Annotated in this window: 12 protein-coding genes; 4 read left to right on the forward strand and 8 right to left on the reverse strand. The window is 66.0% G+C overall.

Annotated features, from left to right (window positions below; genetic code table 11):
* Window positions 1–2 precede the first annotated feature (2 nt).
* Window positions 3–695 (reverse strand): glutathione S-transferase family protein, encoded by a 693-nt coding sequence (locus AC1DEZ_RS13385; protein ID WP_476779798.1) that lies wholly within the window; start codon window positions 693–695, stop codon window positions 3–5.
* A gap of 258 nt (window positions 696–953) precedes the next feature.
* Here AC1DEZ_RS13385 and AC1DEZ_RS13390 point away from each other — a divergent pair, with 258 nt between their 5' ends.
* Window positions 954–1,751 carry an undecaprenyl-diphosphate phosphatase gene (locus AC1DEZ_RS13390; RefSeq protein WP_441509285.1) on the forward strand — a complete coding sequence of 266 codons (798 nt, stop codon included), beginning with the start codon at window positions 954–956 and terminating at the stop codon, window positions 1,749–1,751.
* A gap of 79 nt (window positions 1,752–1,830) precedes the next feature.
* Here AC1DEZ_RS13390 and AC1DEZ_RS13395 read toward each other — a convergent pair whose 3' ends face one another.
* Both AC1DEZ_RS13395 and AC1DEZ_RS13400 read right to left on the reverse strand, forming a co-directional pair.
* Window positions 1,831–3,561: an MFS transporter gene (locus tag AC1DEZ_RS13395; RefSeq protein WP_441509284.1), complete on the reverse strand. Its 1,731-nt coding sequence runs from the start codon at window positions 3,559–3,561 to the stop codon at window positions 1,831–1,833.
* Window positions 3,562–3,806: 245 nt separating this feature from the next.
* The gene (locus AC1DEZ_RS13400; protein WP_476779799.1) at window positions 3,807–4,679 is read right to left on the reverse strand and encodes a protein-methionine-sulfoxide reductase heme-binding subunit MsrQ; all 873 of its coding nucleotides are present in this window, start codon (window positions 4,677–4,679) and stop codon (window positions 3,807–3,809) included.
* 125 nt (window positions 4,680–4,804) lie between these two features.
* Here AC1DEZ_RS13400 and AC1DEZ_RS13405 point away from each other — a divergent pair, with 125 nt between their 5' ends.
* Entirely contained in the window at window positions 4,805–5,419 is a 615-nt protein-coding gene (locus AC1DEZ_RS13405) for an HAD family hydrolase (RefSeq protein ID WP_476779800.1), read from the forward strand.
* A 36-nt stretch (window positions 5,420–5,455) separates the two neighbouring features.
* Here the strand turns inward: AC1DEZ_RS13405 and AC1DEZ_RS13410 are convergent, their stop codons facing one another.
* Window positions 5,456–6,586, reverse strand: a complete 1,131-nt coding sequence (locus tag AC1DEZ_RS13410) for a saccharopine dehydrogenase family protein (protein ID WP_476779801.1) — start codon at window positions 6,584–6,586, stop codon at window positions 5,456–5,458.
* A 188-nt stretch (window positions 6,587–6,774) separates the two neighbouring features.
* The gene (locus AC1DEZ_RS13415; protein ID WP_149131092.1) at window positions 6,775–7,218 is read right to left on the reverse strand and encodes an Lrp/AsnC family transcriptional regulator; all 444 of its coding nucleotides are present in this window, start codon (window positions 7,216–7,218) and stop codon (window positions 6,775–6,777) included.
* A 244-nt stretch (window positions 7,219–7,462) separates the two neighbouring features.
* On the opposite strand from AC1DEZ_RS13415, the gene AC1DEZ_RS13420 reads away from it, so the two are divergent.
* Entirely contained in the window at window positions 7,463–7,948 is a 486-nt protein-coding gene (locus AC1DEZ_RS13420) for a hypothetical protein (RefSeq protein WP_441509280.1), read from the forward strand.
* A gap of 56 nt (window positions 7,949–8,004) precedes the next feature.
* Here the strand turns inward: AC1DEZ_RS13420 and AC1DEZ_RS13425 are convergent, their stop codons facing one another.
* The 3 genes from AC1DEZ_RS13425 to ilvD all read right to left on the reverse strand — a co-directional run bounded on the left by AC1DEZ_RS13425 (window position 8,005) and on the right by ilvD (window position 12,163).
* A complete protein-coding gene (locus AC1DEZ_RS13425; protein ID WP_476779802.1) occupies window positions 8,005–8,940 on the reverse strand; it encodes a hypothetical protein in 936 nt (311 codons plus the stop codon).
* Window positions 8,941–9,018: 78 nt separating this feature from the next.
* Window positions 9,019–10,125 carry an HPP family protein gene (locus tag AC1DEZ_RS13430; RefSeq protein ID WP_476779803.1) on the reverse strand — a complete coding sequence of 369 codons (1,107 nt, stop codon included), beginning with the start codon at window positions 10,123–10,125 and terminating at the stop codon, window positions 9,019–9,021.
* Window positions 10,126–10,321: 196 nt separating this feature from the next.
* Window positions 10,322–12,163: a dihydroxy-acid dehydratase gene (ilvD, locus tag AC1DEZ_RS13435; protein ID WP_476779804.1), complete on the reverse strand. Its 1,842-nt coding sequence runs from the start codon at window positions 12,161–12,163 to the stop codon at window positions 10,322–10,324.
* A 202-nt stretch (window positions 12,164–12,365) separates the two neighbouring features.
* Here ilvD and AC1DEZ_RS13440 point away from each other — a divergent pair, with 202 nt between their 5' ends.
* On the forward strand, window positions 12,366–13,232 hold the full coding sequence (locus AC1DEZ_RS13440; RefSeq protein ID WP_476779805.1) for a LysR substrate-binding domain-containing protein: 867 nt from the start codon (window positions 12,366–12,368) through the stop codon (window positions 13,230–13,232).
* Window positions 13,233–13,582 lie beyond the last annotated feature (350 nt).

Below are 13,582 nucleotides of genomic sequence, written 5' to 3' on the forward strand. Positions count from 1 at the left end.
GCTCAGAAGTCCAGATTGTCGTAATGCGCGCTCGGAGACATGCCGGGCATGCGGTCGCTCAGCAGCGGCCGGAAGCTCGGTCTCGACTTGATCCTCGCATACCATGAGCGRGCCGCCTCATCCTCTTCCCAGGGCACRTCGCCGAGATAATCGACGCAGGACAGATGCGCCGCCGCCGCGAGATCGGCATAGCTCAGCTGCGAGCCCGCGAGCCAGTTCCTTTTGGCCAGCAGCCAGGAGATGTAGCGCAGATGATAGCGCACATTGGCGCGCGCCGCGCGGATCGCGCTCATTTCCGGCGGTCCGCCGCCCTCGTCGCGGCTCATGAACCGCTTCATCACCTTTTCCATCACGAGCGGGCCGGTGATCTCCTCATGGAACTTGACGTTGAACCAGTCGAGCAGGCGGCGCACCTCGACGCGCTCGCCGGGCCCTTCCGGCAGCAGGCGGCGATCGCCGAGCGCAAGCCCGCGGGTCTCGTCGAGATATTCCGCGATCGGTCCCGCGCCGGGCACAGGTAGCCCGTTCTGCTCCTGGAAGACGGGCGTCGTCCCCGCCGTGTTGAGCTCGAGGAATTCCCGTCGTCGCTCCCAGACGCGCTCCTCGACCAATTCGGCCTCCATGCCGAACTCGCCAAGTACGAGACGGATGAAACGCGAATGCGGACATAGCGGGTAATGGTACAGGGTCGCCATGGCACTCATGAAGACTTGTGAAGCAGGCAAAATGCGTCGGAAGCAGGGCCGCCGGACTTTGTCGCGATCCGAAGGGGCGGCGAGGCTTGCTATAGTCATGCCCGAAAAGCGTCACAAGCCGCGGCAATGCGGGTGCCTGCAATTTGTCCCGGCTCCTTCGCAAAGTGGTAACCAATTTGCAAAGGCCTGGGCGTAAGCCGACGAGACGACGACCGATGCCCGGCCAGGTGCGGTCTGATTCGCGCGAGGATCTCCCGCATGCAGAACCTGATCGAAGCCTTCGTCCTCGGCATCGTCGAGGGCCTCACCGAGTTCCTGCCGGTCTCCTCGACGGGCCATCTGCTGTTGCTGGGCCATTTCCTCGGCTTCGAATCGAACGGCAAGACCTTCGAGGTGCTGATCCAGCTCGGCGCGATCCTCGCGATCCTGCTGGTCTATTTCCGCCGCCTGCTGGACATCGCGCGACGCCTGCCGACGGACCCCTCCGCCCGGCGCTTCGTCATCGGCGTGCTGATCGCCTTCCTGCCCGCCGCGATCATCGGCGCCGCCTTGCACGGCTTCATCAAGAGCGTGCTGTTCAACCCGTTCATCGTTTGCTGCGCCCTGATCGCCGGCGGCCTGATCCTGCTCGTCGTGGACGAGATGGAGCTGCAGGAAAAGCACACCGACGCCACGACTTTCCCGCTGCCGATGTATTTCAAGATCGGCCTGATCCAGTGCCTGGCGATGATCCCCGGCGTCTCGCGCTCGGGCTCGACCATCGTCGGCGCCATGCTGCTCGGTGCCAGCAAGCGCGCCGCGGCGGAGTTCTCCTTCTTCCTCGCCATGCCGACCATGGCAGGCGCCTTCGCCTATGATCTGCTGAAGAGCTACAAGGACCTGACCTTCGACGACGGCATCCTGATCGTCGTCGGCTTCATCGCGGCCTTCTTCTCGGCGCTGATCGTGGTGCGCAGCTTCCTCGACTTCGTCTCGAAGCGCGGCTTCGCCCCCTTTGCCTGGTGGCGGATCATCGTCGGCATGGTCGGTCTCGCCGGCCTCTGGATCGTCGGCTGACCGGACCGACCTGGGGAGCGCCCGTCATTTCCGGGCGCGTCGCTGGCGCGAAGCCCCGCAGTGACGCTTCGACTCCATCTCAGGCTGGCCGCGATGAGTCGGCCAGCGAGTCGGCCAGCGTCGGAGACCTCGCCGCCGGCAATTGCGGCAGGGAAGTTGTCTGCCGCTCGATCATGCGGTGGACCACCGGCGGGTTCGGCCCACTATGCAGCGCGCGTACCTGCTCGCCGATCTCGGCATCGGCCTGGGTGACGCGCTGGTTCTGCCGGACATATTCGACCCATGTCGGACTGTCGTAGCGCTCGATCCAGAGCGTCGGATCGGTCAGGTCGCGCAGCAGGGTCCAGTGCCGGGCGCCGTCGCGGCGCCGGATGCGGCGCCGCTCCGCCATCACGGTCAGGAAGGCGACGACGTCTTCCGGCTTGATGATGTATTCGATCGTCACGATCACCGGGCCGGAGCGCGGCTCGATGTCGACCGCGACCTTCGGCTCGCGCCAGCGGCTGAGCGGATCGAGATTGAGCTCCTCCAGCGGCGGCAGCCGGTAGCGCAGCCCGAGCGCGGCGCCGGCCAGCAGCGTGACCGCCGAGATCAGCAGCGCCTTCTCGACGCCGAAATGCTGAGCGAGCCGGCCCCAGGCCCAGCTGCCGGTCGCCATCCCGCCGAAGGCCGCCATCTGGTAGGTCGCGAGCGCACGGCCGACGACCCAGCGCGGGGCCGAGAGCTGCACCGTGGCATTGAAGGTCGAGAGCGCGAGCACCCAGCAGGCGCCGCAGACGAAGAGCCCGGCCATCGCCAGCGGCATGGTCGAGCTGAGCGCGACGAAAATGACGCCCACGGCGTAGGCGGTAAATGTGGAGCGAACCAGAGCTTCCGTGCTCATCGCCCGCCGCAGGCGCGCACTCATGAAGGCGCCGGCCACCGCGCCCGCGCCGAAGGCGCCGAGCAGCACGCCATAGGTCAGCGGGCCGCCGCGGACGAGGTCGCGCGCGATCAGCGGCAATAGCGCCAGCCCGACGATGGCGCCGAAGCCGTAGACGAAGGCGCGCAGGATGACGGAGCGGATATTCGGCGACATCGCGACATAGCGCACGCCCGCGCCCATCGCGATCAGCATCGTCTCGCGCGGCAGGAGACGTTCGACCTTGGGCGGCCGCCAGCGCGCCAGCACGATGAGAAGGGGGATGTAGCTGACGGCATTGATGGCGAAGGCCGCGACCGCGCCGGCCGCCGCGACGATGGCGCCGCCGATGGCCGGGCCGACGCTGCGGGCGATGTTGAAGGCGACGCTGTTCAACGTCACCGCCGCCGGCACGTCGCGGCGCGGCACCATGTCTCCGACCGATGATTGCCAGGCCGGGTTGTTGAGCGCCGTGCCGCAGCCGATCAGGAAGGTGAAGGTCAGGAGCAGCCAGGGCGTGATCAGGCCGAACCAGGCGACGGCAGCCAGCCCGATGGAGACCAGCAGCATGAAGATTTGCGCGACCAGCAGGATGCGGCGGCGATCGTAATTGTCGGCGATGGCGCCGGCGGCCAGCGAGAACAGCATCACCGGCAGCGTGGTCGAGGACTGCACCAGCGCCACCATCTCGGCCGAGGGCGAGATCGAGGCCATCATCCAGGAGGCGCCGACCGCCTGGATCAGGCCGCCGAAATTCGAGGCGAGGCTGGCGAACCAGACGGCGCGGAAAATAGGCTGCTGCAGCGGAACGAAGGGCGAGACCCGAGCCTGCGCTGGTTTGATGCCTTCCGAGGCGAGCTCGGCTTCTATGACATCGGCCGTGGGCTGGGCGTGCGGGTCGTCAGGCATGCCATAGGGTTAGAGCATGAGTGCGGGAGGGGAAATCCTTTCCATCCGGAAGATGTCGAAACTTGGAACGTTTTTCTCCTTGGAGCCCGTTTGAAAATTGACTGAGCCCTCATCCTGAGGAGCCATTCCCTTGGGAATGCCGTCTCGAAGGATGCTCCAGGAGGCTCAGGAGATATCTGGAGCATCCTTCGAGACGCGCCTGAAGGCGCTCCTCAGGATGAGGGCTGGAGGTTCCAAACGGTCACTTACGCCACCGCGGGTTGGCGCACCTGCCGTGGCGGGCGCGGCTTGCGTGCGCGCAAGCCATGGCCGAATGCGACCAGAAGCCCGGCCAGGGCGACCCAATGCGACGGCCGCAGCGAGGCGTAATCCTGATAGGTCAGGATGTCGGCATTGGCCTGGAAGACCAGCCAGGCCGAGACACCGGAAGTCGCGGCATACCAGCCCGCTTCCAGCCCTGCGGTGAGCAGCCCTGCGAGAAGCGCGATGCCGGCCAGGGCCGGAACCGAGACCGGCAGCTTCCAGCGATACAGGCCGCGATAGAGCATCAGCAGCAGGAAGAGCCCGCTCGTCAGCACCGGCTCGGTGACGTCGATCTTGGATTGCAGCGCGAAGTGCAGCAGCGCCAGTATCGCGATCGGATAGACGAGATTGTGCAGGCGCTGCCAGTTCTTGCCGAGCCGGCGGATCATGCCGTCGGTCGAGGTGGCGCCGAGCGCGCAGAGGCCGAGGAGCGCCACGAAGCCAATGGTCAGGTAGAAGCGCTTGACGATCTCGGAAACGATCAGCCCCCAATCGAACGCCATGTCGATGAAGTAGAGGGAGAGATGGCCGAGTGCATAGGCCATCACGCCGAGCCCGACCATGCGGCGGATGCCGATCAGCTTGCCCCAGTCGAACAGCCGCCGGAACGGCGAGACGGCGAGCGTGACGATGAGGATCCTGACCGCCCAGGTCCCGGTCTGGTGGATCGCTTCGGTCCAGGGCTTGGAGCCGAGCTGATGCATCCACGCGGCATGGAGCAGGAGCAGCGCCGGTACGAACAGCAATGCGAAGGCCGCGGCCCGCAAGGGCGAGAAGCGGCCCTGTCGGTCGGTCCATGGCAGCCATGCTTTCACGGGCGGGTCTCCGATGCGAAGGCTCATGCCTCGGCATAAACGATAGGGTCGGCCACTGTCCTGCACGTCTGGACACAAGCGTGTGAATGGGCTGTCCTGCCGGTCCATTTCAAGCGGGTTTCACGATGGCTTCCAGCAATCCCACCGTCGTCTTCGATGTCGGCAATGTCCTGCTGCGCTGGGACGCGCGGCTGATCTACAGCACGCTGATCCCGGAGGCCGAGCGGCTCGACTGGTTCATGCAGAACATCTGCACGGGCGACTGGAATCTGGAGCAGGATCGCGGCCGCTCCTGGGAGGAGGGCGTGGCGTTGCTGGTCGCGCGGCATCCGGAATGGGAGCGCGAGATCCGCGCCTTCAATGAAAGCTGGCATGACAGCGTGCCCCACACCATCGCCGACAGCGTCGCGGTTCTGGAAGAGCTGAAGAGACAGGGCGAAAAGGTCTACGCCATCACCAATTTCTCGCGCGAGAAATGGGCGGAATGCCTGATCCGCTTCCCGTTCCTGCAGAGCTTCGACGGCGTCGTCGTCTCCGCCCATGAGCGGCTGCTGAAGCCGGACCCGGCGATCTACGAGGTGCTGCTCGGCCGCTACGGCCTCGACGCCGGCGATTGCATCTTCGTCGATGACAGCGAGAAGAACATCGTGGGGGCCCGCGGTATCGGCATGCGGACCGTCCATTTCGTCGAGCCCATCGACCTGCGCGCCGAGCTGCGCGGCCTGGGCGTCAGGCTCTGACGGGCAGAGCCTGACTGTCGGAGGGAGCGCGAGCTCTCAGGCCGCGCTCTTGACCGCCACGGTGGGGGCGAGGCCTTCGGCGTCGACGCCGCGCGCCTCGCGCACCAGCCGGCCGCCCGCCTTGGTCGCAAGGAAGTCGGCGAGGACGGCATCCTCCTGGCGCACGAAGCCCTTGGCGGGCAGCTTGCCGGCGAGGAAGAGCTCGACCATCGCGACGCAGCCGGCAGCGGTGGTGAGCTGGATCGCGCCGAGCTCGTCATTGCCGTCATAGCGCAGCACGACGCTCTCTTCTTCGAGGCGGCCGCGGCGCTCGCCGACGCCGGTCACGAAGATCACGACCACGTCCTTGCGGGTGAAGGGCGCGGAATGCGTGAGGATGCGGCGCAGGGTCTCGCGGTCGTCGGCGAGATCGAGATCGCGCAGCAGGAGCTTCATGATCTCGGCATGGCCGGGATAGCGCAGTGTCTTGTAGCTCATGTTGCGCACCTTGCCGGCGAGCGTCTCGGTCAGGGTGCCGAGCCCGCCCGAGGTGTTGAACGCCTCGTAGGCGACGCCGTCGATCATCACGCTCTCGATGCCTTCGAGCGCCGGCACCAGGGTCGGCTGGCCGTCGAAGACGATCTCGCAGGGGTTGCAGTATTCGTTGATCAGGCCGTCGACCGACCAGGTCACGTTGTAGCGCAACGCATTGGTCGGGTAGAGCGGCAGCGCGCCGACGCGCATCTTGATGGCGCGGACATTTTCGAAGCGAGCGGCCATGTCGGCGCCGAGGATGCAGATGAAGCCGGGGGCCAGACCGCATTGCGGCACCAGCGCGACCTCGGAGGTGGCGCCGAGCTCCTTGATGTAGGAGGTGGTGGCGACGTCCTCGGTCAGATCGAAATAATGGGTCTTGGTTTCGGCCGCGACCTTGGCGATGCCCTTGTTCAGGAAGTACGGGCAGGCGCTGACGACGATGTCGCGGTCCTTGAGGAAGGCGCTGAGCGCGCCGAGGTCGGCGGCGTCGACCGTTGCGGTGGCGAAGCGGCCGCCGGTGGCATGCTTGAGCTGCGCCGCGGAAGCGTCGGCCAGCGTCACCTCATGGCCCTGCTCGGCCAGCATGCCGGCGATGATGACGCCGATCTGGCCGGCGCCGAGCACGGCGATGCGTTGCTTCTGGATGGTCATGTCGCGATCTCCTGACGGGTCGGGCAGGCAAGGCACCTCCCTCTCTCGTCATTCATCGCCTCAGGCGACGCAGGCTTTAACGAGCGGATCGCCGCTGCACGCAGCGATGTGCCCGCGAGAAGAAGGGATATGCGCCATATCGATGGGAAATCGACAACGCGGTTCCCGGCCGCGCCGTCGTGGCAGCGTCAGCGCTCGAATTTCCGGGCCAGAATCACGGAGGACGTCGTGCGCCGGACGCCTTCCATCTCGGCGATCCAGTCGATGATGGTGTCGAGGTCGCTCGCCGTCTCGCACTCGATCTTGACGGAGAGATCGAAATGGCCGCTCAGCGTGTGGCATTGCACGATTTCGGGCCGCTTTTTCAGGGCTGCGACCACGCCGCCCTGCTGCTTCACCTCGAGCTCGATCAGGATGAGGGCGGAGATCGTGGTGGCGGGCCGGGTCGCCTTGCCCAGGATCGTGGTGTAGCCGGCGATCACGCCGTCGCGTTCCAGCCGGGCCAGCCGTCCCTGCACGGTCGCCCGCGAGACGCCGAGCTGCTTGGCGATGTCGGACAGGGGAAGCCGGGCATTTTCGGTGAGAATGCGGATGAGCTCGCGGTCCTTCGCGGCGTCGGAGGGCCGTGCCATATCGTCTCCAGATGTGCGATGGGCCGTCATATAGCAGGGAAATCGGGCGACCCGGCAAGGAGAGACTGAAAGATCTGCCGGGCTTACTCTCCGGCTTTCTCTCCGCGATCGCGCAAGGGCTTGCCTACAAAGGAACATTTTGCAGGCGAAAGGTTATTCGGCGCGCCGGAAAAGGGCTTGCCTCGGGGCGTAAATCGGAGTGGCATGCCGACCGGCGGCAGTACGCTTTGCCATGGAGAAGGTCATGTTCAGGACATTCATTCTCGCATCCGCATCGGCCCTTGCTCTTGCATCCTTCACCGTGGCGCCGGCCTCGGCGCTGACGATGAAGGAGTGCAGCGTCAAGTATCAGGACGCCAAGAAGGCCAATACGCTCAAGGGCCAGAAGTGGAACGATTTCCGCAAGGCCCAGTGTGGTGACGACGATGCCGCCGACGACGAGGCCGCGGCCGCGGTGCCGGCCGAGCCGGCGAAGCCTGCCGCTCCGGCCGCGACGACGGCCGCTCCGGCTGGCAAGCCCATGGCGATGCCGTCCGCCAAGGCAAGGGCCGCGGTCTTCCCCAAGGCCGTTTCGCAGAAATATTCGAACGAGACCGCCGGCAAGGCGCGCCTCAAGACCTGCGTCGACCAGTACAACGCCAACAAGGCGGCCAACGCCAATGGCGAGCTGAAATGGATCGAGAAGGGCGGCGGCTACTGGAGCCAGTGCAACACCAAGCTCAAGGGCTGATCCTCGCATCGATCAGCGTTCGAAACGCCGCGCCGCAAGGCGCGGCGTTTTGCGTTTCAGAGCATCTGCGACGGACGAGAAGCAGGGTCGGACGGTCTCAACGGCGCAGGATCGGACGGCCTTTGCCCCTTGCCGAGCATCTCGCCACGGGCGCGGATGATATGTGCCGTCACGACTTCCTGAACCCGCTTTTCCGCCGCCTCGCGGACCGCGCCCCGATTGGCGGGGCGGCCGTCCTCGGTCTCGATCAGCTCGATCGTGGCATTGGTCAGCGCGTCGACGTCCCCCTTGCAGAACAGCATGGCCGCCTTGGCGACGACCTCCGCCTTCTCGTCGGTGAGCAGCATCGGCGTTCCCTCCCGGCCGATGCAGGCCAGCATTTTGCTGCGGATCAGGTCGCGCGTCTTCTCCAGCAGCGCCTTCTTTTCGGCCCGTGCCGCGCGCTCCTTCTCCGTCGCCTCTGGCGTCTGAGCCTGAGCGGGCGCGCCGGGTGTCACCGGGCCGCGTGCATTGGCGCTCTGCTTCACGCATTCGACCAGAGCCGGCAGCATCTCGCCGGTCGAGGTCAGCGCGAAGGTATAGCGTGCGTCATTGGCGATCAGCTCGAGGTAGCGGCCCTGGCGGAAGGCGTTGATCAGATTTGATTGCGCCGGCATCGCGATGGTGAGCAGCGTCCGTGTCTTGATGTTCGCGGTCACATCGATGGTCGAGCTGCGGTCGAAGACGAGCCGGAGATTGAGCGTCTCGCCGGCCCTGAGCTTCCAGTCGGGCCTGGTGAAGCCGAGCAGCCAGGAATACTGCGCGGTGACCGAGGTCAGCATCGTCACGCCGCTCTTGTAGCGGGCGCTGACGGCGCAATGCGAGAAGGCGCCGGTCTGGTCGTTGGTGAAGGTACCGCCCGACCAGTTGCCGACGACGATCTTTCCGAACGGGCCGGCCGCCTCCGCAGGAAGCGACAAAAGGCAGATCAAGGCGACGGCCGCGGCCCGCATTGCGGTTCCTCCGATGAGATTGGCGGCAAGCTAAAGGAGGACGGGCGAAAGGGGGAACGTTTTTTGGTGCCGCGCTGATCAGGCGGCTTCCTGCCGCAGCGGCTTGAGCAGCATGGCGAGCAGGTCGCTCTGCGTCACCAGCCCGAGCAGATGCTGCGCTTCGTCGACGATCCCGACGGCGTGGCGGCAGCCATCGGTCAGCGGCGCGATCAGCTCGATGGCGTGGGCATCGGGGCCGGCGGTGCGGGCCGGGGCCATGACATCGTCGACGCGCAGGCCCGGTCGCGTCAGCTCGCGCAGCCCGACCATGCCGAGCAGCCGGTTGTCGTGATCGACGACGGGCAGGGCACGAACGCCATGTTCGAGCAGGAGCGCGCGTGCGGTTTCGATCCCGCCGTGTCGGTCGATGCGGACGATGTCGCGGGACATGATATCGGCGCAGCGCGGCAGTCCACGGGAGCGCGAGAGCGCATGCATCTCGACGCGCCGCAGCAACTGGTCGAGATCCCCGCGGTCGATGTCGAAGGCCTCGCCGAGATCGCCGAGCGCGGCATCGATATCGGCCTCGTTGAAGCCGATACGTTGGCTGGCCGGCAGGTCCTTCGTTCCGTGTGGATTGGCGGCGGCCACAGGACGATGCGGATAGCTATGGCTGGAGAAGCGGTGAAACAGAACGCCGAACAGGGTAAGCACCAGCGCGTTCAGCCCAACCGGCACGAAGGCGAAGCCGAGGCCGTAGGCCGAGACGAGCGGGCCGCCGAGCGCGGCCGTCAAGGCCGCCGCCCCACCGGGCGGATGCAGGCAGCGCAGCAGCGACATGGCGGCAATGGCGAGCGCGACGGCGCTGCCGGCCGCGATGGCGGGCTCGGGAACGTAACGGCCGACAAGCAATCCGATCAGCGCCGAGACAGTATTGCCGCCGACGATCGACCAGGGCTGCGCGAGCGGGCTCGATGGGATGGCGAAAAGGAGCAGGGCGGATGCACCCATCGGCGCGGCAAGCAGCGGCAGATGGGGATCGTTGCCGAGCAGAAGCCCGCAGATAAGCCCGGTCGCCCCGACCCCGATCAACGCGCCGAAGCATGCGACGAGTCGGTCTCGCCATGTCGCGCCGGCCAGGATCGGCGCGAAGACCCTGCTGCGCCAGCGTCGGCCGGTCTGTGGGTCGGGAACGGGGAGAGACATTGAACTCGGCTAGCGCTGCTCAAAATTTCGGCAGGCTCAATACGCCGGAGAATGTGTCCAGACAATGCGATTCTGCTGCCGCACCCGAGCCCGAAGATATGAAAAGCAGAAATCGCTCTTCGCGTGACAGCGCTGGGAAATTTGATCTCTATAGAATGGGTCGACCGGCCGAGTTGGCCGGTCGACCCAAAGACGATCAGTCGACCACGCGCACCGCGCCCTTGGCGGCGCTCGTCGTCGTCGCAGCATAGGCCTTGAGCGCGGTCGAGACCTTGCGCTTGCGCGGCGCGGACGGCTTCCAGGCATCCTTGCCCTTGGCCTCCATCGCTGCGCGGCGGCGCGTCAGCTCGTCGTCGGAAACCTGCAACGAGATGCTGCGGTTGGGGATGTCGATCGCGATGATGTCGCCGCTCTCGACAAGGCCGATCGCGCCGCCCTCGGCCGCTTCCGGCGAGACATGGCCGATTGAGAGGCCGGAGGAGCCGCCCGAGAACCGGCCGTCCGTGATGAGCGCGCAGGCTTTGCCGAGCCCCTTCGACTTCAGATAGCTCGTCGGATAGAGCATCTCCTGCATGCCCGGCCCGCCGCGCGGCCCCTCATAGCGGATCAGCACGATATCGCCGGGATTGACCTTGCGGTTGAGGATGCCGTCGACCGCCGCGTCCTGGCTCTCGAAGATCACGGCAGGACCGGCGAATTTCAGGATGGAGGCGTCTACGCCCGCCGTCTTCACGATGCAGCCGTCCAGCGCGATGTTGCCGAAGAGYACGGCGAGCCCGCCATCCCTCGAATAGGCATGCTCGGCGCTGCGGATCACCCCCTTCTCGCGGTCGTCGTCGAGCTCCTCGAAGCGCCGGTCCTGGCTGAAGGCGGTCTGGGTCGGCACGCCGCCGGGCGCCGCGCTATAGAAGGAGCGCACCGCCTCGCTCTGCGTCAGCGTGATGTCCCAACGCGAGAGAGCTTCGGCCATCGTCGCGCTGTGAACGGTCGGCAGCGAGGTGTCGATCAACCCGGCGCGGTCGAGCTCGCCGAGGATCGCCATGATGCCGCCGGCGCGGTGGACGTCTTCCATATGCACGTTAGCGACGGCCGGAGCGACCTTGCAAAGCACGGGCACGCGCCGCGAAAGCCGGTCGATATCCGCCATGGTGAAGTCGATCTCGGCCTCATGGGCCGCCGCCAGCAGGTGCAGCACCGTGTTGGTCGAGCCGCCCATGGCGATGTCGAGCGTCATCGCGTTCTCAAACGCCTTGAACGAGCCGACATTGCGCGGCAGCACGCTCTCGTCGTCCTGTTCGTAGTAGCGGCGGGCGATATCGACGATCAGATGGCCGGCCTCGACGAAGAGGCGCTTGCGGTCGGCATGGGTCGCGAGCGTCGAGCCGTTGCCGGGAAGGGCGAGGCCGAGCGCCTCGGTCAGGCAGTTCATCGAGTTTGCGGTGAACATGCCCGAGCAGGAGCCGCAGGTCGGGCAGGCCGAACGCTCGATCACGTCGACCTCGGCATCGGTATACTTGTCGTCGGCGGCCGCGATCATCGCATCGACGAGGTCGACCTTCTTCAGCACGCCCTCGGCGATGAATTTGCCGGCCTCCATCGGTCCACCCGAGACGAAGACAGTCGGGATGTTCAGGCGCATCGCCGCCATCAGCATGCCCGGAGTGATCTTGTCGCAGTTGGATATGCAGACCATCGCGTCGGCGCAATGGGCGTTGACCATGTACTCGACGCTGTCGGCGATGAGCTCGCGCGAGGGCAGGCTGTAAAGCATGCCGTCATGGCCCATCGCGATGCCGTCATCGACGGCGATGGTGTTGAACTCCTTGGCGACGCCGCCGGCCTTCTCGATCTCGCGTGCGACGAGCTGGCCGAGGTCCTGGAGATGGACATGGCCCGGCACGAACTGGGTGAAGGAGTTCACGACGGCGATGATCGGCTTGCCGAAATCGCCATCCTTCATGCCGGTGGCGCGCCACAGGCCGCGGGCGCCGGCCATGTTGCGGCCATGGGTGGAGGTTGCGGATCTCAGCCTGGGCATCTCATGCGTCTCCGGTCTCGGGCTCCTGATGTCCCGTTGGGCGGCAAACTACCGTTGCCGCGCCCTGCGACAAAATTGAATTCTTCGATTTCCATGATCGGCGCCGCGCATGGCGGCCACGGGCTCTGCCTACGGGACAGATGGTTTCCGAATTGGCATAACGGCACCCGCTGGAACGCGACGAGGCGAGGGCTGCTGCACCATGCTGCGCAATATCGACGTCGATCTGCTGCGCAGCTTCGTCACTGTCGCGGAGCTGCGCAGCTTTACCCGCGCGGCGGCCGCGCTGTTCCGCAGCCAGTCGACCGTCAGCACCCAGATCCGCCGGCTCGAGGAACTGGCGGGGCAGACGCTGTTGCAGCGTTCGCCGCAGGAAGTGGCGCTGACGCGCGCGGGCGAGCAGTTCCTCGGCTATGCCCGCCGTATCGTCTCGCTGCATGACGAGGCGCTCGACGTCATCAATGCGCAGAGCGTCAGCGGCCGAGTCAGGCTGGCGGTCATGGATGACTACGCCACCATCGTCTTGCCGGAAACGCTCGCCCGCTTTGCCCGCTCCCACCCCGAGGTCGAGCTCGAGGTCACGACCGGATTCACCCGCGACCTGCTGAACAGCCTCGGCGAAGAGTTCGACCTGGTTCTCGCCACGCAGAAGGCCGGCGATGGTCGGGGCCGGGTCCTGCGCCGGGAACGCACCGCCTGGGCCTGCGCGGATCGGGCCAGTTTCTCGCTGGTGGAGCCGTTGGAGCTCGCCTTGCTGAAGGCGCCCAATATGTTTCGCGAATGGGCATTGGAAGCGCTGAACGAAGCCGGGCTGCGCTGGCGCATCCTGTTCTCCTCGTCGAGCATCGGTGCCGTCGAGGCCATGGCGGCATCGGGGGCGGCGCTGACCGTGGTCAAGGCCGGCACCGCACGCCCGGAGTTAGAGTTGCTGGGGCCGGAGCAGGGGCTGCCGGCCTTGCCGGCCTCGGAGATCGCACTGCACCAGGCGCCGGGGCGCGCGGCGGCGGCCGTGGTGGCCCTGAGTGACTTCCTGGCGGAAGCGTTGAGCGATGCGCCCGCTGCATCCTGAAGGCACGGGCTCTCGCGTTCCCGCGGCATCTTCCCTCTGGCCTCATGAGGGATGGCGCCGGTTTGGCCCCGGAGCGGACGAGAATGGTGCTCCCGACCTTGTGGAAAACTCATGATTCCAGATAACTCATTGAATTCACTAAAAATTCTGGCGTTGTCGAAAAACTTTCAAAATCGGCGTTGACAGCGAAAAGGGGCGCGCCCTATAAGCCACCCATCGAGACGGCGCCGCCGCTGAGCGGCGCCTCTTCTGCGCTTCCTAAGGACGCTGGGGCTGAGGCCGGTTCGCCGGGTGAGGTTCTGTCGGTTTTGTTGAAGCCCTGCTGTTTGAAAATTGAAGACAGAAAGAGA

This window comes from Allobosea sp. 10L422, assembly GCF_056395345.1.